Source organism: Floridaenema aerugineum BLCC-F46 (genome assembly GCF_041929345.1).
GTDB lineage: Bacteria > Cyanobacteriota > Cyanobacteriia > Cyanobacteriales > Aerosakkonemataceae > Floridanema > Floridanema aerugineum.
Window position 1 is genome coordinate 1 of the sequence record NZ_JBHFNQ010000101.1, and the last position, 20969, is coordinate 20969.

At 40.1% G+C, this 20969-nt stretch carries 20 protein-coding genes and 2 pseudogenes; 8 read left to right on the top strand and 14 right to left on the bottom strand.

Annotation, left to right across the window (positions count from 1 at the left end; translation table 11 throughout):
* Positions 1 to 327 precede the first annotated feature (327 nt).
* The 3 genes and pseudogenes from ACE1CC_RS12845 to ACE1CC_RS12855 form a co-directional block, all read right to left on the bottom strand.
* Positions 328 to 1110: a nucleotidyltransferase domain-containing protein gene (locus tag ACE1CC_RS12845; RefSeq protein ID WP_413270829.1), complete on the bottom strand. Its 783-nt coding sequence runs from the start codon at positions 1108 to 1110 to the stop codon at positions 328 to 330.
* 77 nt (positions 1111 to 1187) lie between these two features.
* Positions 1188 to 1343: pseudogene (locus tag ACE1CC_RS12850) on the bottom strand (tRNA(His) guanylyltransferase Thg1 family protein); the annotation flags it as partial.
* 32 nt (positions 1344 to 1375) lie between these two features.
* Positions 1376 to 1615 (bottom strand): annotated as a pseudogene (locus tag ACE1CC_RS12855) (hypothetical protein); the annotation flags it as partial.
* A gap of 172 nt (positions 1616 to 1787) precedes the next feature.
* On the opposite strand from ACE1CC_RS12855, the gene ACE1CC_RS12860 reads away from it, so the two are divergent.
* The gene (locus ACE1CC_RS12860; RefSeq protein ID WP_413270832.1) at positions 1788 to 2126 is read left to right on the top strand and encodes a hypothetical protein; all 339 of its coding nucleotides are present in this window, start codon (positions 1788 to 1790) and stop codon (positions 2124 to 2126) included.
* Positions 2127 to 2225: 99 nt separating this feature from the next.
* Complete coding sequence (locus ACE1CC_RS12865) at positions 2226 to 2477, top strand: hypothetical protein (protein WP_413270833.1); 252 nt, start codon at positions 2226 to 2228, stop codon at positions 2475 to 2477.
* Between the two features lie 264 nt (positions 2478 to 2741).
* Here ACE1CC_RS12865 and ACE1CC_RS12870 read toward each other — a convergent pair whose 3' ends face one another.
* The 11 genes from ACE1CC_RS12870 to ACE1CC_RS12920 form a co-directional block, all read right to left on the bottom strand.
* Positions 2742 to 3158 carry a hypothetical protein gene (locus ACE1CC_RS12870; protein ID WP_413270834.1) on the bottom strand — a complete coding sequence of 139 codons (417 nt, stop codon included), beginning with the start codon at positions 3156 to 3158 and terminating at the stop codon, positions 2742 to 2744.
* Between the two features lie 297 nt (positions 3159 to 3455).
* Positions 3456 to 3890 (bottom strand): hypothetical protein, encoded by a 435-nt coding sequence (locus ACE1CC_RS12875; protein ID WP_413270835.1) that lies wholly within the window; start codon positions 3888 to 3890, stop codon positions 3456 to 3458.
* A gap of 102 nt (positions 3891 to 3992) precedes the next feature.
* Complete coding sequence (gene ssb, locus ACE1CC_RS12880; RefSeq protein WP_413261365.1) at positions 3993 to 4388, bottom strand: single-stranded DNA-binding protein; 396 nt, start codon at positions 4386 to 4388, stop codon at positions 3993 to 3995.
* A 172-nt stretch (positions 4389 to 4560) separates the two neighbouring features.
* On the bottom strand, positions 4561 to 4851 hold the full coding sequence (locus tag ACE1CC_RS12885; RefSeq protein ID WP_413270836.1) for a hypothetical protein: 291 nt from the start codon (positions 4849 to 4851) through the stop codon (positions 4561 to 4563).
* Positions 4852 to 4938: 87 nt separating this feature from the next.
* On the bottom strand, positions 4939 to 5595 hold the full coding sequence (locus tag ACE1CC_RS12890; RefSeq protein WP_413270837.1) for a hypothetical protein: 657 nt from the start codon (positions 5593 to 5595) through the stop codon (positions 4939 to 4941).
* 149 nt (positions 5596 to 5744) lie between these two features.
* Entirely contained in the window at positions 5745 to 6350 is a 606-nt protein-coding gene (locus ACE1CC_RS12895; RefSeq protein WP_413270838.1) for a hypothetical protein, read from the bottom strand.
* Entirely contained in the window at positions 6329 to 6898 is a 570-nt protein-coding gene (holA, locus tag ACE1CC_RS12900) for a DNA polymerase III subunit delta (protein WP_413270839.1), read from the bottom strand. The genes ACE1CC_RS12895 and holA overlap by 22 nt, the downstream gene beginning before the upstream one ends.
* Positions 6899 to 6906: 8 nt before the next feature.
* On the bottom strand, positions 6907 to 7365 hold the full coding sequence (locus ACE1CC_RS12905; RefSeq protein WP_413270840.1) for a hypothetical protein: 459 nt from the start codon (positions 7363 to 7365) through the stop codon (positions 6907 to 6909).
* Positions 7366 to 7371: 6 nt separating this feature from the next.
* Positions 7372 to 8013, bottom strand: coding sequence for a hypothetical protein (locus tag ACE1CC_RS12910; RefSeq protein ID WP_413270841.1), 642 nt, complete (start codon positions 8011 to 8013; stop codon positions 7372 to 7374).
* Positions 8014 to 8161: 148 nt separating this feature from the next.
* Complete coding sequence (locus ACE1CC_RS12915) at positions 8162 to 8590, bottom strand: hypothetical protein (protein ID WP_413270842.1); 429 nt, start codon at positions 8588 to 8590, stop codon at positions 8162 to 8164.
* A gap of 406 nt (positions 8591 to 8996) precedes the next feature.
* Positions 8997 to 9548 (bottom strand): hypothetical protein, encoded by a 552-nt coding sequence (locus tag ACE1CC_RS12920; protein WP_413270843.1) that lies wholly within the window; start codon positions 9546 to 9548, stop codon positions 8997 to 8999.
* Between the two features lie 226 nt (positions 9549 to 9774).
* On the opposite strand from ACE1CC_RS12920, the gene ACE1CC_RS12925 reads away from it, so the two are divergent.
* The 6 genes from ACE1CC_RS12925 to ACE1CC_RS12950 all read left to right on the top strand — a co-directional run bounded on the left by ACE1CC_RS12925 (position 9775) and on the right by ACE1CC_RS12950 (position 20959).
* Positions 9775 to 12330 carry a phosphorylase family protein gene (locus ACE1CC_RS12925; protein WP_413270844.1) on the top strand — a complete coding sequence of 852 codons (2556 nt, stop codon included), beginning with the start codon at positions 9775 to 9777 and terminating at the stop codon, positions 12328 to 12330.
* A gap of 225 nt (positions 12331 to 12555) precedes the next feature.
* Entirely contained in the window at positions 12556 to 13569 is a 1014-nt protein-coding gene (locus ACE1CC_RS12930) for a hypothetical protein (protein ID WP_413270845.1), read from the top strand.
* 97 nt (positions 13570 to 13666) lie between these two features.
* A complete protein-coding gene (locus ACE1CC_RS12935; RefSeq protein WP_413270846.1) occupies positions 13667 to 14656 on the top strand; it encodes an AAA family ATPase in 990 nt (329 codons plus the stop codon).
* Positions 14657 to 14665: 9 nt separating this feature from the next.
* Positions 14666 to 15793 carry a VWA domain-containing protein gene (locus ACE1CC_RS12940; protein ID WP_413270847.1) on the top strand — a complete coding sequence of 376 codons (1128 nt, stop codon included), beginning with the start codon at positions 14666 to 14668 and terminating at the stop codon, positions 15791 to 15793.
* A complete protein-coding gene (locus ACE1CC_RS12945) occupies positions 15786 to 19664 on the top strand; it encodes a tetratricopeptide repeat protein (protein WP_413270848.1) in 3879 nt (1292 codons plus the stop codon). Before ACE1CC_RS12940 ends, ACE1CC_RS12945 begins: the two co-directional genes overlap by 8 nt.
* Complete coding sequence (locus ACE1CC_RS12950) at positions 19661 to 20959, top strand: phosphorylase family protein (RefSeq protein WP_413270849.1); 1299 nt, start codon at positions 19661 to 19663, stop codon at positions 20957 to 20959. The genes ACE1CC_RS12945 and ACE1CC_RS12950 overlap by 4 nt, the downstream gene beginning before the upstream one ends.
* Positions 20960 to 20969 lie beyond the last annotated feature (10 nt).

Below are 20969 nucleotides of genomic sequence, written 5' to 3' on the forward strand. Positions count from 1 at the left end.
CTCCTCTTTTCGGTACATTTTCTCCGGCTCATCCAAGCTTTCTGGGCTATTTTACACCCATTCCTTGCACTTTTATCAGTTTTCATCGCTGAACCTCCTTACCCTCTCCCCTTTTCGCTCTTTTTCAGCAAGCCCTAAGTACACTGGGTAAAAGGATTGGTATGAAGGCGAATGGTAGCCTAGACTTGCTGGATGACGATGAACAGAAAGTACTCCCAAAATTATTGGAAACTTTGCGGAGGATTCATCAGGATGATCAGTTAAATGATCCGCCATATACAGAACAAGCACTCAAGTTGATCGAGTCTATTAGGTGAGCCGATGATGTCAATTTCTCTCTTCACCCGATGGAATCTCTCTGGCTAACCGTACTCTTACCAATAAGTCATGCAAAGCATCTTTCGCAGAAGGTGTATCAGGTAAATGGCTATTATTAGAAGCCTCTTCTAATACCTGAAACAACCGCTGATACTCCTGTTGATGAAAAGCCAAATCACTATCCGTGAGAGCAGACTTTTCTGCACCAGCTAATTTACAAGCAATTAAATCAGGAATTTGCGGTAACTGAAAATGCTGATTTAAAGTTACCAAATTCGCTTGAACTTCTCCCGTTTGCATCAAGTAAATTCCCGTTAATAAAACTCGATAAACATAAAGCAACGGCTTCACTCGCGGAGGTTTTTCCTTCTGGAATAATCGCCACTGTGTTTGAGCAAAACCTTGATAATGATGAGCATGAAACCGGGTAATACAACCATGAGCAATTTGCTTTAACTCTTCATGCTCTGGCGTAGTATAAACAATTAGCGGCGAGTAAAGTTGCTCCAAGACATAACCATTTTTCTTAAGTAATAACCCGAAAAACTTCTTGACATCATGGGTGACTAAATCCAACTGTAAATCATTTTGGATTTGCGAGCATTCAACTGTTTCGTCCCCAGTAATCAATCCAATCACATCTGGAAGCCGTAAAATGTGAACTCCCCGTAAATCGTAGTCAGAATCAGCAGAAGGAAAACCATACAAATGTGAACCACTAATTGTTGCGAACAATAATGGGTAAGGTTGATTTTGAGCGATCAATAAAAGTTGAGTATTAATTGTATCCATAACGATAAACAACAATTAAAGGAATTGAGCAATGAATTCTCGATATTCTTCTTTCATTGGCAAATCTCGATCGACTTTAATTTGGCGGTAGCTTGAGATGCACTCAAACCAAGTTTTCGCATCGTCCAGTAACACCAACCATTCAAAGCACAGCGAGTAGCATCAGCTTGTCGCCAGCTAAAGTAATCAGTAACTTGATTGGCATTCACCCCTAACCAAACTCGGCTATCAAAACAAACAAATGAGCCAACAATCTACTTCGCTATTCCTCTACCTGCACTGGCACAAATCCAGCTTCTAAAATCGTAATTCCTGATAGTAGTAACCGGATTAAGTGCATAGCGTGTTTGGAGCGAATTTCGCCTTGATTTCGCAAATCTTGCTCCATCTTTTTAAACTGAGATAGTTGTTCTGGAACTCCATACAACGACCAATGTAAATCTGCTGGTGGTAGATAAATCCCTCTGCGATCGACATCTGAACCTTCATTCTCTAAACGATATGCTCCTGTGTTTCCCATTTTTTTATTGTAGTATATGTAACATAAGAGTGCCAATACCATATGGAAAATGAAAAGGAGAGATACTTAATGGGTGCATCCTTTATCGGACGTGATTATAGCGTGTACACCACAACTGGTGGCTTTATAGAACTAATGCGTGCGTTGATTACTCTCGGTGAGCGTATTGCCTCAAACACCAGACCTCGTAGCCGTACTCGCATTTCTCCGTGAGTCTCTTGAGACAGGCTTTTATGGTTGTGGTGGTTTCAAGTTCAATCCACCACCGGAGCCAATCGCTGCACCAGAACGGCTAGGTTGGTTAGCTCAGTTGGTCACTGCATTTGCTGTAGAAGTGTCACTGGATGAACCTGATCAAAGTTTAACTGAAATTAAGTGGAACCGAGAACTACGTATGAGATGGTTGGCGAAGTTGTTTGATCTTCATGAGATGATTAACTCTGCCCTTGAATCTAGTTCTGTTTCACTTGAACCATTAGAACTAAACCTATCATAATAAGACCAATTTGCCTGTGAACTTGAGCGACTGATAAATAAGAAAGAGCAATTAAAACTTCGTACTCGTTCTGCTTTCTTCAAACCATCACTCCAAGTCTTGCTGGCGCAAATTGACCGAATGTTGGTGTTGGTTGAGCAAGATAAGTTCCTTGAACAGGGAAAGTTATCTAAATCAATGTTGTATATAGAACGTGCCGAGATACTTAGTTGTTTAGGTGATAAATATGGAGAGTTAACTGCTTGGCAGCAGGCAGCATTATCAGAGCTAGATATAGAAACACGCTCTATTTTAGAAGAGATCGTGGTAGATCTAGAAGTACAACTTAAAGTTATGAAAACACAAGATTGAAGGGTTTAATTTTGTTGTAACCTTTCCATCGCTAATTCATGAAGCTAAAGTTTATCCTGGTCTAATTATGAACCACTTATGATCCAAAATTGGTTTAAAAATTTGTTTCCTTTAAGTCGATCGCATACGACCATAAATCTAGAAAAGAAATCATTTGTGATTTGAGAATAACGCTGAAAAATATGCTCTCCAAAAAAATCAGAGGCGATCTTCATTTCCGATCGCCTTTACTACTTTTAACCCAAGTTTCATAGAGAATAGTGATTATACATCACTATCCTCCCAGAAATCGGAAGGATTGTTCAAACGTTGAGTTTCTAATAAAGTGACAGCAGCCGGATACTCTCTTGGAGTCGAAGCGAGCGCTATAGGTAAAGCCAAAATCGTAGTAAAATAGCGACTGTAATTCAAAGCCGGATTCAAAGCTGGAGATATCCAAGCAACATAAATCCGTCGATGAATTCCAATCACCAAACCAGCTAAAGTAGCAACCGCAGCAATTCCTTCAACAAAATCACCATTGGCAGGAGTGCTACCAAATCCTTGAAAGCGAATGATAGTTTGCAGTTCTTCTCCATCAGAAATAGTATCCGACAATTCGGGTGCGATCGCAATTTTCAACCTTAACCCCTCCGAAGGGCAAACAATCCAAATCGGTGGAACAAAATTATAGTCAGACATATCTCCATAACCGTAATTTGATAATTAGCAGAGCGAAGATTCATTTAATAGAGAAAAAGAGATGACTGGAGATTTCATAACTTAACACCATACAGAAGAACAGCCGACAAAAAATAGAGCCAATAGCTCTTGACAAAAATAGAAGTAGTTCTTTCTTCTGCATAGATAAAAGCCATGAAGGGCGTGATGCAAACCCTGCATGATTTGTTACCAAAAATCAGCCACGCCATTATTTATGAACAAGGGAACAGGGAACAGGAAAAACTGTTCCCTGTTTCAATCAATTCAATCAAAGCCTTAGAATGGAATATCGCTGTAATCTGCGGTAGCCTTACCGTTGCTAGCAACTGGGATAGGTACAACAGAATTGCTTCCCACAGCAGCTTCCACAGGAGCAATAGGAACGACAGGAGTAACAGGAGTAGCCTCAGAAGTAGACTGAGAACCAACAACAACAGTTCGTTCCACAGTCAACAACATCTGATGATTGGGATTAGTATCGTTAGGCTTGAAGATATTAAGTCGCCCAGAAACCACATGGATAGAACCAACTCCCGCATGATTAAGAGCAACAGCCGCCTCACCATAAGCCTGAAACCGTAGTGGGCGAACCTTGTATCCAGAGCGCTCGTAATATTTAAACGAACATTCCCCAGAAACATTCAGAGTACCATCTTGAGTGTGAGAAGCTTGTAGAGAATTGAGACGCACTCTTAATTGTGTATTGTTCATGATAAATTACCACTAATGGTGCCAAAAATCAAACGACAAACTAGCCATAAAACATATCCCGACACCCAGAAAAGTGCCGGAATATTTGAGAGAAATAATCACCTAAAAATCGCTAGATTCAGAATTGACTGTAGAAGCCGAATTAGTCGAACTAGAGTGGGAATTAGAATTAGGATTAGAGCCAAGTAATTCCAAATTATTAACGCGAATAACAGGCTTAACTCGCTGTTGACCAGTAGCCTGCTCAACCCACTCATCGAACTTCAATTCACCCTGAATACCAATTAAGCTACCTTTATCTGTATAATTGGCAGCCACTTCAGCGATATTACCCCAAATTTCGAGTGCGAACCAATCAGGGTCCGAATCTTTCTTACTAGTGCGACGATTAACAGCTAAAGAAAGCTTAGTCAAAACAGCGCCACTTTCAAAATATTGAGTTTCTGGCTTTTGACCAACACGACCCACAAGATTAACCACATTGAGATGCTCAGACATAACGTTGCTTCCCCTTTTTCAAACTCTTATTAACAGCGCGACAGCGCTATATTCAAGGATTCTGATAAATGCCTTGAACATGACACTTAAATAACAGCGCGACAGCGCCCTATTAACTAAAAGTTTTAAGATAAATTACCACCAATCCCAAGAGAATTGATGGTAATTTATCTTAAGCAGCCAACTTAGATTTGTGTTCTTTAATCCGTTCAAAAGTATCATTAGCTCGCCGACCAACTTCATTGAGAGTAAGTAGTTGACAAGCCAATTCTAAAAGCTCTTGATTGTCAGCTTCAACCAAAATTTGATAAAGTTGAGTCCGCAGCAACTTAGCATCGTGAGCCTCAGTAGTTCCATCAGCAACAGCTTGCCAATAGCGGCGATTTTCTGCTAATTCAACTACTTGAGACAAAAGTTTTTTGCGGTTAATCCTAATTCCTAGAGAACCAAGAGAAATAGCCATAATAAGCCTCCAATTTTTGCAAGCTTTAAAATGCGTCAGCAAACTCATACCCAGAAGTCAGGTAAATCACCTAAATTTGACAAAGAATTACAAATTATCGAGAGTAACTTTGTTAGCTAAAGCCGCAGCTAACTCGGAATGAGACAATTTAGTTCGACCTGCAATGTCGTATTTGTTGGCTAACTTCTTGAGCTTGGTTTTACTCAATTCCAAAAGCTGTTGTTCTGTAGCTATCTTTGAGCCATCATCACCAGAAAATTCCCCGATTGGCTCGGCAATTTCTCCAGATTCAACAGATTCATCTGTAGTGGTTTTCACTAGATTATCCATCGAACTTTCTTTGATTAAATCTACAAAAGTAGTGGTTTTATCCACTTCTATTTGTTGAATTTCTGCGAGTGCTTGCGCTGCTTCTTGGGGAATTTTGTCCTGATGCTCTGATGATTCCATGTTTGATGGAGATTCAGGAATAAAAGGTGCAACCTTGTTTGACCCAGTGAGTGTAGAATGACTAGATTCAATAGATGATTCTACATCCAAATCAGTTGCTTCAAACTGCCCAATTGGTACAGAAGATTCGAGGATAGACAAAGCATTAGAAGGCAACTGGGAGAAGACAATAGTCGCTTCTTGCTTTTGGATAGAGGAGCGAAACTTAGCTCCAGCTTGTCTTAATTGAGATGCCAAATAATTGAAGTTACTAATTGGCACTTTATGGGTAGTCAAAAGAGTAGAACGAGTCATAACAATGCAAAATTCAAAATTCAAAAAATCGATAACTGGAATTGAACAGACTTTGCCAGACTATATGTAGCTATTTAAGGCTAAATTAGCTATCATAAATCATTGTTGTTCAACTCACAGCAAGCGCGTCAGCGAACACCTATTATTGATTAACTTGTGCTGAGAATTTCTGCTAATTTCAACAAACAAACTTCAAAAACCAATTGAGATTGTGCTAGGTGAAGTGAATCTTTAATCCTAGAGAAAAACTCTGCAATTCTCCTGTTTCTGTGAATTTTCCCAAGTTGATATTGCCAATAATCCAATAACCATAATTGACAATAAATGTCAAGCTTTTGGCTAATAGTTTTAGCAACTTGGAGAAGTTGGGAAGTAGTTTGATTGGAGGAGAAAACTAATAGTAATGTTGGGTCAATCTGTTCAATGAGAGTTAAATGATTCCAAGCCGCGATTGCATTTCCCGGACATCCTTGCGCCATCTCAATAATCTCAGGATATGTCAAAATCTGAGAAAATCCAGCATTCTCTAATACCTGACACATCTGGTGTTGACCCAAACTTCTAAAAGGAATTAGAGAACAACGGGAACGGATGGTAGGTAAAATAGACTCAGAATGGGGAGCAATCAAAATCAGTGTAGCAGTTCCCGGTTCCTCCAGAGTTTTCAACAACGCATGAGCCGCAGCCGATGCCATCAAATGTACACCCTCTATCACCACAATTTGTCGTGATGCTAATAGAGGAGGATGAGCCAAGAAATTAGCAATCTCTCTAACTTGAGAGATACGGATTCATTAAACAACAGCCTAGTGTTATTACCCACAGAAGCTGCTAAGAGGTGAACTGCTTCATTAGATATCGACAGAGACAAGAAATAGGCAGCTTCTTTAACTCTGTTAGTTAGCTTTTGGGTATCCCAAACTGGGATGAGGGAGAACTCTTTGACTTGAGCGTATTGAGAAATGAGCTTAGTAAACTTGAGACGATTATCTAACTTTGATTGGCTAGTTAGCAATAGATGATTAGTATCTGGTAGATTAAGCAAAGTGCGTTCCAATTGCTCAATTTTGGTATCATCAATGGCTTTCAATTCTCCACAGTTAGATAGAAGCACTAAGCGTCCACCAGAACCAATTGGAGGAGTGAGAAGCTCGTTGAGAGCAGCGCTAAAATTATTTGCTCCAAACTGATAACTGGAGAAATTGAATACTTGCCAGTTGGGGTGAACAACTAAGTCACGTAATTTGTTAATATTACGTTCGATTAAATAGTCATCATCACCCCAATAGATGTAAGTAGGCATGGTAATTTTCACTTAAATGATGAAATTGGTACAGTTTTGATAATCCAGACCCAAAAATTAGGAGTAAATTCAGGATAATTTTTTTGGATTTCAATGTGAGGCATAGACCAATATAGAATTGTACTTGCTTGGAAGTTAATACCAGTCAATTGAACAACTTCTGGCGATATTTGATTGAGCTTTTCTACATTTATGCTGGCAATAACTAGCTGTAATAATTTGTCAGAAATTGGTAAAATTTCTCCCACTCTTCCCCAAGGAAATTCCATTGGTAAGTCGCCAATAGTTGGTAGGAGTAATGGAACTTCATTAACCTTAAAGTTTTTGGCTAACCACTTTCCATCCAAAGGAGAATCTTTAGATATTCCCAGAGGTTGTGGTTCGACAGGACGAATTAAGAAACCAGGCTCTTTGGCTAATTTATCAAATTCCCAATTAGCCAGATGTAGAATTGAATTATTGTTCATTTCCAGTTAAAAAAGTGTATATTGTAGCGGTCGATTTTCTGTGTCAGGTGGTGATTTTTGGGAGGCTGTGGTTGAGGGAAGAGGTTTCTTACCCCAGCCTCGTTGTTTGGCAGCTTCTACAACCTTTCTTCGGATATCTCTTGCTAACCGTTCAAAGTCAGATTTAATCGACTCAAATTTAACTGGTCTATCTTCTCCAAGCAGTTGCCATAAAGAAGTTTCTTGAAGCCGTTGGTGTTTAGAAAAAACTTCATTACCTACCCACAAATAAACATTGACCCAATCAGAATGTAAAGGTGCTTCCATCGTCGCCGGATACATACAAGCGAGGACTTCTGCTGGTGTTGCTAGTACACCAATTTCACCTGTTTCATGTTCTTGAAAAATTCGCTCCAATCTATCTAAATAAATGACTTCTATCAGCCATTTGGGTAATGTTTCCATCCAAAGAGATTGATGCACAATTACTGGCCCAGCTAACCAGCGAACGTGATGAATAGAAAATTGAGCTATTTCTAACATAGCAGCAATCACTTCTTTGTTAGCTCCATTTTCCAGTAGCAGATTCGTCATGACTTTAAAAGAATCGGGAACAGGTTGATTTTGGGGAGATAATTCAAATAGGGAAGAACCAGAATTTGATTTCATTGTTTCTGCTCAACATTGCTTGTTTGCGGCGCGTCAGCGCCACCATAAATCAACCAAAATTTAGAGAAAGTGAATGGGTTATTACATTCAACGATTGCCAGCATTTAGTAAAAAAAGACCCGGAATAACCGGGTCTAATAGTGACAAATCAAGCGACTAATTGAATTTGTCGAAGTAGTGAGGAACTGGGACTATTTTTAGTAGCTGTAGTTAGTCCATGCTTAATTAACAAATTATGGTGAATCTGCAAGAGCCATTGAGCTTTTGGTAAAGCAATTCCACTGCCAAGAAATCCTTTGAAACAGATGAAATCTCTGCTTCTATGAGGTTTAGGAGCAATCCGGGCTGACCAAAGATTTCTAGCTATGCAAAGTTCCACGTAGCGAATGTCTGCATCCAGCTTATAGGCTAAAGCAATGCTATGGGCAGAAGTAGGTGGCTCAGTACAATTTAACCGGAAAGCATGAACGCCAGCAAATGTATCGTAAATAGCCCAAAGTTCAGCGGGATTATTGTAGCAATGTTGTGCGAGATTTTGGTAAACCTCACCTCGATGTGGTGTATCCCAATCGAGCATGATAAAATTATTAAATCTGATGGATTTAATGCCAGCTACAGTAGCCACGCAAAATCCATATTGCTTCAAAGAGTCAGTCTGCTTTTGGTTAAGAGAAAAACTTTTAGGGTACATGAGCAACTAAGGAATTCATCATTCCTTTTGGCTGCGTCAGCGCCCTTTGATGTATAAGTTAATATCCTCTTGTAAGGACTTTAAAATTCCTCAAAAAAATTGCTGATTTCTGTAGGAATTTAAGCAGATGCGCTCGGCAATTTTGGTAATATTCGCACTCCATTAAAAGCAGGAGAAAATGGCAATTAATTTACTCAAAAGCTTGTAAAGTCATTATTAATAAAACTAAGTATTTTTATTTGAAGTTTAAAGTAAATTTTTTTAAAATTTATGATGGGACAGCAATCAGAAACTAACGACCCTCTGCTAGATCCGCATAAATAACAATCTCTACCCCTAAAATTAACAGTAGTATGATATCGGCCCACCAAAGGATGTGAATAGTGACCGGAAATTGTGTTACTAGAAATCGGAAAGCTACTAATGCAATTACACCGGAGAAAACAAAAGTAATCTCATCAATAATTAACTGTTCTATTTTGCGTCGTTTTCGTCGTCGATCGCTTCTGTGTACTATTTCCCAGCCGAAAATTGATTCGATATCTGTATGACCAGTTTGCTCTTTAATTTTTTCAACTAAATTCAGGCGGATATATCTACCGAGCGCCGAAATTTTTTCATCGTTGACAAGATAAGTCCAACCAAGAATCAGACAAACCCAAGGAATAACAAGCAGTGCATAATAATTAGTTTTATTGGCGAGCGCGAAAGAAATGACTGCACCAAAAACCCCTAGAGTTACGTAAAGGAGGTTGTCGCGAAAACCGATTCGTTGGGTTTGCTCATCCTTTAGTTTCTCGTATTCCTTGAGATAGACTTCCAGCATTTGTTGCTTGTCATTCATAGTCCTTTCCTACTGTATAAAGTTGGTATGTTACCGTGGCCGCTCGCTAGCGCAGGCCATCTAGTCAAGTGCTGGCTTAGGTGTGATTCCCTAAACATAGTCTAATTCCTAGAGTAGCTAAAATGTCTAGTAAACTAATCAACTGCTAAAAGGCAGAAATCCGCTAGGCGAATACCAACAAAACAGCCAAAATATAGAAATAGCCACTTAAACCCGAGGTGAACAAATGTCCTGCGCGGTTATACTGACTGCTATTCCCGTGGAGTATATCGCTGTTCGCGCCCATCTGAGTGACCTGCGAGAGGAAATGCACCCCCAGGGTACGATTTATGAGCGCGGAAAATTTTTTGCCAACGGTAAGTCGTGGGAAGTTGGAATTGTCGAGGTGGGTGCGGGCAATGCTGGGGCAGCAGTGGAGGCGGAGAGGGCGATCGCCTACTTCAATCCCAGTGTCATCCTCTTTGTGGGAGTTGCTGGAGGTATCAAAGATGTAGCCATTGGCGATGTGGTAGCCGCGACCAAAGTGTATGGTTACGAGTCTGGCAAGGCAAAACAGAAATTTCAACCCAGACCCGATTTAGGGCTATCTACGTACAGCTTGATCCAGCGAGCGAAGGCTGAGTCGAAAAAATCAGATTGGCTGCAAAGGCTGACATCTGCTGCACCCGATTCAAACCCTCGCGTATTCGTTGCGCCGATTGCTGCCGGGGAAAAAGTGATTGCTTCAAGCAAGTCTAATGTTTTTAAGTTTATCCAGTTGAACTATGGTGATGCGGTAGCTGTGGAGATGGAGGGGCGGGGCTTGCTACAAGCGGCTCATGCTAATCACCAAGTATCGGCACTCGTTATCCGTGGGATTTCCGATCTGATTGATGGTAAGAGTGAAGCCGATGCGGGTGGTTCTCAAGAAATGGCTGCTCGCAATGCCAGTGCGTTTGCTTTTGAGATTTTGACTAAGCTTCAGATTGAGGAGACGGCTAAGGCATCTTCCCAACAATCCACTCTCACTCTGCCGCTCCTTTTACCTAAATCTGCTCAAACCATGAACCCTGACTCTAGACCTCCAAAAGTTTTTATAAGCTACAGTCATGACTCCCAAGAACATAAGGATCGGATTTTGGAACTTGCCGATCGCTTTCGCGAGGATGGCATTGACTGCAATATTGACCAATATGAAGATTCTCCTGCTGAAGGATGGCAGCGCTGGATGCTGAACCAGGTTGAGGTGGCAGATTTTGTGCTAGTTGTCTGTACGGAACAGTACGATCTGCGATTTCGGGGCCATGAAGAAGTGGGAAAGGGTAAGGGCGCAACCTGGGAGGGTGGGGTAATTATTCAAGAACTCTACGATGCTCAAGGGAAAAACTCAAAGTTCATCCCTGTCACTTTTACTCCCCAGGACACTGACTTTATTCCTAGTCCTTTACGCGCTGCAACTACCTATAGGCTGAATAGCACAGATGGCTATGAACTGCTTTACCGCCGTCTGACCAATCAACCTAGAACCCGCAAACCGGATCTGGGTAAATTACAAACTTTAGCCCCGCGCGATCGCAAACAGGTTTTTCCAGATATTTCAGATGATTCACCAGCCTCTAATTCTCGCCCACTCAACTTCTTTGCGCTTGATGATACTTGGGTTGGTCGGGAAAGTCTGATTCAGGATTTGAGTCCTCGAATTCGATCGTCCTGTCGATTATTAATACTTGTGGGGATTACAGGGATTGGGAAAACGGCTTTAGGGGAAAGATTGGCAGTCGAGTTATCAGACTGGTTTGAGGGAGACTGGAGTAAGTTTCACGAAGAGAATTTTGAGGACGAACAGCAATCTAATGATTTTGCTAGTGTGGCGGCGAGGTGGTTGGAGAAGTGGGGCGAACTGATTACGCCGGAAGACCGCAAAGATACTCAGCGCCTGCTATATCGGTTGGTGAGACATTTAAAAGAGAATCGCTATTTGGTTCAACTTGATTCTTTAGAGAACATTCTACAGGGGAATGAAGAAGAGGGATGGAGTGATTTCAAAGATGAGTGGTGGGTACGATTTTTTGAAAGTTTGCTAGCAGCAGATTCTTGTGCAAGCTGTATCATCCTAACTTCGCAAGATTTACCCGCTCAAATCCCAACAATAGGAACGAGGTATCAAAATTTTTGGTATTGCCAACCTCTGAGCGGTCTGGAAGAACCAGAAAGGTTAGCATTGTTCGATAAAACAGGATTAGATGTTGGTACAGAGTCAACAGGTAAGCCTTATTTAGAACGGATCGGACGTGCTTATGAGGGACACCCTTTAGCGTTGCGGGTGATTGCTGGGGAAATTAGGAATCAACCTTTTGATGGTAATGTTCTGGCTTACTGGAATCAGTACGGACGTGAAGTAGAAGAGGTTGAGAAGGCAATTGAGGAAGCGAAGACTAAGGGAATAGCAGCATCAGCGGATGATAAGTTTAACCTGCATCGATACACGCGCAACTTACGAAGGAATGTGCGAGTTAGACTAGAAAAGACTTTTAATCGGTTGCAAAAAGATGTTCGTTATGGCTATATATTGCTGTGCGAAGCTTCGGTGTATCGCTGTCCAGTACCGGAGGATTTTTGGCTCTCGCATCTGGAGGATTGGGATCGGGATGAAGATGAACAGCAGGTAGCGTTGGATGCATTGCGCGATCGCTTTTTAGTCGAAGAAGTTGTTGAAAACAACCAATGCTTGTTAAGGCAACACAATTTAATCCGAAGCGTGTCCCTTGAACGCCTAAAACAACTCGACGAAGATGATGCGTGAACTAAGTGAGTTATAAGTTAAAGAACAACAGCTTAACCAAAAGCTTTCAAGTAACGGGCTAACTACTTAATGCTACTTAAATTTGACCATAAATTTACCCAAAGCAGACATAAAGGTTGGTAATGCTTTTAAATGATATGTCTTCAATTTGATGAAATAGAACAGTTACGAGTAATTCTGGAAGAACATTTTACGGGTCGGAGTATTCAATATTTACAGTCTCTTATGTCTAATTGTAATATCAACGATGGGTTAAATTTAAACTATAATTTACCGCCAAAAGAATTGGTAGAAGTATTCTTGGATCGAGCAGGAAATACGTACAGCTACAAGGGTTCAGATAAAAAAGTAAACTTAATTATATTTTTGGAATATTTTAAGTTTAAATTAGCACATAATGAACAGGCATTCATCACGAAACTAACTACTAAATACAGCCATATAATAGAAAATTCAGAATATCAATCGAGGCGAAAAGGTTACAAAGATTTATTGGCTAAGGCTAGAAAAGAGCAACCACAACAACTACTTATATCAGAACCTGCAAAAATTGATAAAGAAATTATAGTTGGTTATGATTTAGAATCTTTAGCGCCTGAGTTTACGCAGCGAGTAGGTTATGAGGGAATATTTGCTTTTGCCATCAGCGGTCATGATACGATTCTTAAAGACTATATAATAGAGCGCATATTGCGGGAGCTAAAATATAAGACTGAGCGACCTTACAGAAAAATTGATGTTCGCCTCTATGCAACTGATATATTAACAGGAGGACAGGTTATAGAATCTAAACTTAAAATTTACAACGAATGTCAAAATATTGTAGATCTGTTTTTACCAGAAATTTGCCTGGATATTGTATTAGTTATCTGGTTATATGATATTCCAGAAAAAATTAGACAAGACATGGAATCTGTTGCTATTAATTTTTGTCAAAAAACTAGAAGAGAAGTTCATCCTTTTATAAGCAATAAGAGTCGTTGTTTTGTAATTATTTTTGCTAATGTTGGATTTGAACACCCTGTAAATGGTTTGACAAGTCTAACTATTCCCAAAGAGTTTGAAACTACCAGTCTATTACAGTGGTTTCGAGGTCGTCTCAAACAATTAGAGCTAGAAGATTATGTTATCGAGCAATACCTCTTAAGATTGCAAAGTCAGCACGGACACTTAATTGGAACTTATCAAGAATTGCAGTATATTATTTCTGAATTACAAAGGGGGAATTTAAATATGTAATTAATAATGTGTATATACAGCTTATAGCTAAATACATTAATCCTAAAAATAGATTCCGTCATAATATGTGGAAAGCAAAGTTAAAGGATATTAAATTATGAATGAATTAAAAAACCGAGTATATATAGGCGATGGCAAGTGTCACTATAAGCTGCTTAAAAGTTGGGAAACAAATGAACCAATCAAAGATTTACAATTAGTTGCAGAACCTTACATAGCTCCCCCAAGATTAGTTGAAGCAGTTAATGATGCTCTCTATCTTCGTCGTCCGCTACTGCTAGAAGGGGAACCAGGTTGTGGCAAAACTCGGCTTGCTTATGCAGTAGCTTATGAACTTGGTTATCCGTTAAAAGAATGCTATATTCGTTCTACCAGCCGCGCACAAGATTTACTTTATACTTACGATGCAGTGCAGCGATTATATGACCTTCAAGAGAAAAGGATGTCTGACAGTCAAGATAAAATACTGACTCGTCGAGAATATGTAGAATTAGGTAAACTAGGTGAAGCGATTGAACTTTCACAAAAGAATATTCCGTCGGTAGTATTAATTGATGAAATCGATAAAGCTGATATAGATTTCCCTAATGACTTGCTTTTAGTGCTAGATAAATTACAGTTTGAGGTTGATGAAGTCAAAGGCTGGAAATTTGATGCTCTTCAAGGGAAAACATCTGAAAAAAGAAGAGATTTTTTACCTTTAATTATCGTTACAAGCAATCGAGAAAAAGAATTACCTCAAGCCTTTTTGCGGCGATGTCTTTTTTATTACATTGATTTTCCTCAAGAAGAAGAACTTATTAATATTGTTCAAAGCCATTTCCAAAAACAAATTTCGCCTCTGTTTGAAGAAGCATTAAAAAAGTTTTGGAAACTGCGCCAACAAAAAAGTTTCCCCTGGCGTAAGAAACCCAGCACTAGCGAGTTTATCAACTGGTTGCGACTTTTGGAGCGAGACGAGCTAACAAATAAATTAACACCTAAAAAATTAGCTGAAATGGATTTGAGTGAACTACCTTATTTCGACACTCTAGTTAAAACTCAAAACGATCTCAATGCTTTAGATAAACTAAAGGGATTAAAGTAAAAGAATAACATGATAGAATTTGAGTCATTTCTGTTGCTATTGTTCAACGATTTACGTAAGCAGGGTATACCTCTAGGGATATCAGACTATTTGCTGGCAACTAAAGCTGTTCGCGAAGGCGTAGGATTAGAAGATGTTGAGAGATTGAAACGCTTTTTACGTTTGCTGTGGGCTAAATCAAAAGAAGACCAAGAAATATTTGATACAGCCTTCGCTCATTGGGTTAAACCTCGGCTGGAGGCAACCATTAAAACTAAATCAATAACCTCTAATTTTGATAGGAATAAGTTCCCGTTTGACTCTAATGATTCATCGCCAGGTTCAACCAGCCAAAAACGTTTTGGTAATCCTGAGAAAGAGGAATCCAGGACAGGGCCTCAAAAATACAATCGGCAAATAGCTATTCCTTTCTCATCTCCTCGTCAGATATCGTTAGAGAAAACTGAATCTATTCAGCCAGAAATTAAATACCATCTCACGCCTCGTTTACCTATTAGTATGCGAGAGATGGCTGGTATTTGGCGACATTTACGCCGTCTGCGGCGAGAAGGTATTCCAGAAGATTTGGATGTAGATGGTACAATCAAGGATATCTGCGTAACCGGATTTTTCCGAAGTCCTGTCTTACAGCCTCGCCGTCGCAACCAAGTTAAACTTGTATTGTTAATAGACTGTGAAGGTTCAATGGCTCCCTTTACACTGCTAATATCCGCATTGCAAGAAAGCATGGAAAAAGGGGGGCTTTTAGGAAAAACAAGAACTTACTACTTTCACGACTGTCCAGAGGGCTTTCTTTTCGAGCAACCTAACCTAACTGTTCCTGTTTCTATTGAAGAAGTTTTGTCTGACCAAGCCAAGAGTAATAGTGTACTGATTTTCAGCGATGCTGGAGCGGCGCGGGGTTCTTACGATGGACGGCGATTAGCAGACACCAAAGCTTTTTTGAAAATTTTGAGTGCTTATACTTATTTATATGCTTGGTTAAATCCCGTGCCAGCTGCCCGGTGGAGAGTCACTACGGCTGAGGATATTGCCCATCTAGTGCCGATGTTTCCCTTGGACAGAGAAGGCTTAAACGATACAGTTAAAATTTTGCAGGGACATCCATTTCCACCGGGAGTTGGGTTAGATGATTAAAACTTTGGAAGCAGTTATTAGAAGGCAATGGCTACCTCCCGAATTTGCTGTTCGGGAAGTAGTAGCTTTTGAGCGACGCTTTGGCATGAAGCACTTATCGCTAGCTTGTCACGCGGCCCTACCTTTATTTCTGACTCCAGAGTTGGTCAATTTAATTCATATTAATTTTCTTGATGGTGAAAATTTACCTTGGATTGCTGAAAGTGATTTTCTCCTCTCATCCCTGTGCCGTCCTCGGTATGAGGGAGTTTTTGAATTAGAACCCTGTGTGCGCGAAGTTTTGCTAGTTGAACTGGAAAATCGGTTTGGTTGGAGACGACCATTTGAGGTAGCAAATTTTTTAAGAATTTATTTGCAAAACCAGCCTGACTGGAAACATAGCCCGGAACAAATTCGTACTCAAAAGTGGATTGCCCAAGCTTATCTTAATCCTGATCAAGTAGTTGAGGAATTAACAGATTTTTTAGAGGAAAGTTTACCAGAAGAAAACCCTGTGTTGCGTTCACCTAGTAAACTAGAAATTCCTCAAATAGTGGAAATTTTAGCTGAACCGTTAGAACGCACTAGCATTGATTTGTGGTCTGAGCGGCAATACTTGGTAAATTCCTCACGTGCTTTGGCACAGATACTTTATGGTGAAAAGGAAGATTTAAAAGCAACAATCACAGCACAAGCAAGACAAAGTGAAACAGGAGAAGGGGAGTTAATGATGCTTTCTCCTGTAATTCACCATTTGCTAAGAAATCTAGAAGTAACTCCAGTTAAAATGGGATGTGCAGTTGTACTCACTGATATTCCCGTAGAATACATAGCTGTTTGCAGTCATCTGGTTGACCTCAAAGAGGAAACCCATCCCCAAGGAACAGTTTATGAGCGCGGGAAATTTATCGCCAACGGTAAAACCTGGGAAGTGGGAATTGTTGAGATTGGAGCGGGTAACGCAGGAGCAGCATTGGAAGCAGAACGGGCGATCGCCTACTTCAACCCCAGTGTCATACTTTTCGTAGGAGTTGCTGGAGGCATTAAAGATGTAATCCTTGGCGATGTAGTAGCTGCAACAAAGGTATACAATTATGAATCTGGTAAGGCAGAACAGAAATTTCAACTCAGGCCAGATATCGGGCTATCTACATACAACTTAATACAGCGAGCTAGGGCTGAAGCAAAGAAAACAGACTGGCTGCAAAGATTTAAATTAGGCACAAATAACGCTCCCCGTGTTTTTGTTGCACCTATTGCCGCAGGAGAAAAAGTGTTTGCCTCCAGCAAATCCAGCGTTTTTAAGTTTCTTCGGTCAAACTATGGTGATGTGATCGCAGTAGAAATAGAGGGGCGAGGTTTACTGCAAGTGGCTCATGCAAACCAGCAGGTATCTACACTAATTGTTCGTGGCATTTCTGAGCTAATTGATGGCAAGAGTGAGGCATATAAGGCTGGCTCTCAGGAAATTGCCGCCCAGGAAATTGCCGCCCGCAATGCCAGTGCGTTTGCTTTTGAGGTGTTGGCGAAGCTGGATATAAACGAGGTCAATAATACAACTCCCAACAGTCAATATTCTACTCAGCCCGCTTCTCCCAACTTTTTGGCTTATGATGATGTCTGGGTTGGTCGGGAAAGTGTTATTCAGGAGTTGAGCCGTCGAGTTCAAGAGTCATGTCGCTTACTCATACTTGTGGGAATGATAGGTATTGGTAAAACGGCATTAGGGGAAAGATTAGCTGTAGAGTTATCACACTGGTTTGATGATGATTGGACGAAATTTCACCAAGAGAATTTTGATAACGAGGAGCAAACCTCTGATTTTGCTAGTGTAGCAGCAAGGTGGCTGGAGAAGTGGGGAGAACTGATTACACCGGAAGACCGTAAAGATACTCAGCGATTACTGCATCGGTTGGTGAGACATCTTCAAGAAAATCGCTATTTGGTGCAGATTGATTCTTTAGAGAATATTTTGCAGGGTAATGAAGAGGAAGGATGGAGTGATTTCCAAGATGAGTGGTGGGTGCGATTTTTTCAAAGCTTGCTAGCAGCGGATATTTGCCAAAGCTGCATCATTCTAACTTCGCAAGATTTACCAGCGCAGATACCAACAATGGGAACAAAATATCAAAACTTTTGGTATTGCCAACCCTTAAGTGGATTAGAAAAACCAGAACAGTTAGTATTGTTTGAGAAAACTGGGCTAGAAATTAGTATAAATTCACCAGGTAGAGCTTATCTAGAGCGGATTGGTTCTGCCTACGAGGGTTATCCATTGGCATTGCGAGTAATAGCTGGAGAAATTCGGAATCAACCTTTTAATGGTAATGTTGTAGCCTACTGGAACCAGTACGGACGTGAAGTAGAAGAGGTTGAGAAGGCAATTGAGGAAGCTAAGACTAAGGGAATAACAGCATCAGCAGATGATAAGTTTAACCTGCATCGGTATACGCGCCAGTTACGAAGAAATGTACGAGTCAGACTAGAAAAGACTTTTGAGCGGTTGAAAAAAAACGTTCGCTATGCCTATATATTACTTTGCGAAGCCTCCGTATATCGCTCTCCAGTGCCAGAGGATTTTTGGTTGTCACATTTGGAGGATTGGGAGCGGAATGAAGAGGAACCGCAGGTGTTACTGGATGCGTTGCGCGATCGCTTTTTAGTCGAAGAAGTTATTGAAAACAACCAATGCTTGTTAAGGCAACACAATTTAATCCGAAGTGTTGCGCTTGAACACCTAAGAAAGCTAGATGAGGATGGAGAAACAAATCTAACACCGGATGGCGAGTTGGTGCTTGCGAAACTCGGTACAGATGTAAATGATATAAAACGAATAATTCCACGGTATCAACGGATGCATTATCGAGCTGTAGTGAATTGGCTGACAAATTATCACCCAAAACCCGATGCTTCCAACCTAGAAAAAATTCGAGGATACTTGGAAGCATTTTACCATCTTTGCAATTTAGAGAATTGGGAAGCCGCAAGCAAAATACTTTTGACTCGCCTCAATACTCCGACTAAAGAAGAATTATATAAACAACTGGGAATTTGGGGCTACTATCGTGAACAGGTACAAGTATGTAGTGGACTAATAGGCAAACTCAATAGTAGCTTTGATATTAATTTGTTAAACACTTTAGGCAATAGTTATTATATTTTTGGTGACTATCGCAGAGCAATCGAGTATCTAGAACAAAGTTTGACTAATGCGCGGGAAATTCAAGCCCTTTTAGGAGAAGAGAATGCACTCGTAAATTTAGGTAAAGTTTATCAGAGTCTAGGAGATTATCTTAGAGCAATTGACTTTCATGGACAGAGTTTGGTAATAGCACAGGAGATTGGTGATCGCATAGGAGAAGAACAAGCACTTACAAATCTGGGAGGTGTATATGTAAATATTGCAGACTATGAAAAAGCTATTGAATATTTGCAGCGGAGTTTAATAATTGCAAGAGAAATTGGCGATCGCCAAGGAGAAGCACAAGCATTAGGGAATCTGGGACTTGCTTACCAATTTCTTGGTAATTATGAAACAGCAATTAACTACTATCAGCATCAATTAGGAATTGCAAGAAAAATTGAGGATGTTTTCTCCCAAGGGTGGGTGTTGTGTAATTTAGGCAATACTCTAATACAATGTGCTGATTATTCAACAGCTTTGGAATATTTGCAGACATCTCTAAACATTTTTCGACAAATTGGCAGCCGTGCTAACGAAGCGGAAGCGTTGAAGAATTTGGCAGAAGTGCATCAGCATTTAGGTCATCTTGATACAGCCATTGAATTTAGCGATCAGGCTTTAGCCATTGCTACAGAGTTAGGCATACCGCTAGCCAATGAGTGTCAGCAGCTTAGGGATAGATTAACAAATATCAGGATAAACTCATGACTACTCAATTGTTCTCAGACTTAGAAATCAATGATGTTCTTCAGCTAGAGTCTGCTTTGCAAAATTTATTGATGCAAATTGATACTATCGCTGGCAGGCGAAGCCTTCTTCAATTATCTGGTATTGATGCTTACTTTATTTCTAATTTAGATTTTAACTTAAATATTTCTGAATTTGTCACTATATTGACAGCAAAATTTAAAAATTATAAAATTCCCAATCAGCAAATATATAAGCATCCAATGCTGGCGTTGATAGAGTATATAATTAAGCAGCAAAAATATAATTTAGCTGATGAAGATATAAAAATATTTACCAAAATACTTCAGATTGCTGAATCAAAAATGGAAAATTTAATGCTTAATAATCAAGAAGAAAATTTAGCATTGCCTACTTCAGCAACTAAGGGTAACGAAAATGTACCTGACTCATTCATTCCTCCAGAAGATGGATATAAATATCAGATTGAGCAACAAGCTTGGTATGCACCTGGTTTTCCTGAAACCGAAGAGATACTAGAAGAGGAACTTCAAGCATTAAAACAAGAAATTGATGTTGTACTAATTACCGCAACCGATGTGGAATTAAAAGCAGTAGCACGTCACCTAAAACCTTATCCCAAAAGGACAAAAATTTTACTGGTGTACTCTGGCCCGGAAACTTACTATCTGGGAAAATTCGGCGCTTTCAATACGGTTCTTACTAAGTGTCGGATGGGAGCCATTAATGAGGGGTCAGTTATCCTAGCAACTGAACAAGCTCAACGTTTTTGGAGTCCAAAAGCAATCATTATGGTCGGAATTGCTTTTGGTAAAAGTCCAGCCAATCAAAGGATAGGAGATGTACTGGTTGCTTCTCAGATTATTTCCTATGAACAGCAACGTATTGGGGAAGGAGGAATCATATATCGCGGTAGCATTTCACCAAGTAACACAACATTACTGAATCGTTTTGAAAACGTTCAAAATTGGAAATTTGATCGCCCCGATCGTTCATACTCCAAGATTATTATTGGTCCTATTTTATCAGGGGAAAAGTTAATTGACGATCCAGTTTTTAAAGCTAGCCTATTTAAGCAGTTTCCACAAGCAGTGGGAGGAGAAATGGAAGGGGCGGGGCTTTGTGCAGCATCAGGGCGGGTAGGTACAGCATGGATTTTAATCAAGTCTATCTGCGACTGGGGAGATGGAAAAAAACATAAAAAGCATCAGCCCTTAGCTGCTGCCGCTGCTGCCGATTTAGTCCATTATGTATTGTCTCAAAAAACGGTACTCAATGGAATAAAAAAACTTTAAATTCCAGATA

Excerpts from the sequence above, each read along its gene's own strand:
- ACE1CC_RS12925 (WP_413270844.1), top strand. The coding sequence starts at position 9,775 with ATGTCCTGCGCGGTTATACTGACTGCTATTCCCGTGGAGTATATCGCT.
- ACE1CC_RS12950 (WP_413270849.1), top strand. The coding sequence starts at position 19,661 with ATGACTACTCAATTGTTCTCAGACTTAGAAATCAATGATGTTCTTCAG.
- ACE1CC_RS12945 (WP_413270848.1), top strand. The coding sequence starts at position 15,786 with ATGATTAAAACTTTGGAAGCAGTTATTAGAAGGCAATGGCTACCTCCC.
- ACE1CC_RS12940 (WP_413270847.1), top strand. The coding sequence starts at position 14,666 with ATGATAGAATTTGAGTCATTTCTGTTGCTATTGTTCAACGATTTACGT.
- ACE1CC_RS12915 (WP_413270842.1), bottom strand. The coding sequence starts at position 8,590 with ATGCTCGATTGGGATACACCACATCGAGGTGAGGTTTACCAAAATCTC.
- ACE1CC_RS12890 (WP_413270837.1), bottom strand. The coding sequence starts at position 5,595 with ATGACTCGTTCTACTCTTTTGACTACCCATAAAGTGCCAATTAGTAAC.
- holA (WP_413270839.1), bottom strand. The coding sequence starts at position 6,898 with ATGCCTACTTACATCTATTGGGGTGATGATGACTATTTAATCGAACGT.
- ACE1CC_RS12905 (WP_413270840.1), bottom strand. The coding sequence starts at position 7,365 with ATGAACAATAATTCAATTCTACATCTGGCTAATTGGGAATTTGATAAA.
- ACE1CC_RS12920 (WP_413270843.1), bottom strand. The coding sequence starts at position 9,548 with ATGAATGACAAGCAACAAATGCTGGAAGTCTATCTCAAGGAATACGAG.
- ACE1CC_RS12875 (WP_413270835.1), bottom strand. The coding sequence starts at position 3,890 with ATGAACAATACACAATTAAGAGTGCGTCTCAATTCTCTACAAGCTTCT.
- ACE1CC_RS12930 (WP_413270845.1), top strand. The coding sequence starts at position 12,556 with ATGTCTAATTGTAATATCAACGATGGGTTAAATTTAAACTATAATTTA.
- ACE1CC_RS12870 (WP_413270834.1), bottom strand. The coding sequence starts at position 3,158 with ATGTCTGACTATAATTTTGTTCCACCGATTTGGATTGTTTGCCCTTCG.
- ACE1CC_RS12885 (WP_413270836.1), bottom strand. The coding sequence starts at position 4,851 with ATGGCTATTTCTCTTGGTTCTCTAGGAATTAGGATTAACCGCAAAAAA.
- ssb (WP_413261365.1), bottom strand. The coding sequence starts at position 4,388 with ATGTCTGAGCATCTCAATGTGGTTAATCTTGTGGGTCGTGTTGGTCAA.
- ACE1CC_RS12910 (WP_413270841.1), bottom strand. The coding sequence starts at position 8,013 with ATGAAATCAAATTCTGGTTCTTCCCTATTTGAATTATCTCCCCAAAAT.
- ACE1CC_RS12935 (WP_413270846.1), top strand. The coding sequence starts at position 13,667 with ATGAATGAATTAAAAAACCGAGTATATATAGGCGATGGCAAGTGTCAC.
- ACE1CC_RS12845 (WP_413270829.1), bottom strand. The coding sequence starts at position 1,110 with ATGGATACAATTAATACTCAACTTTTATTGATCGCTCAAAATCAACCT.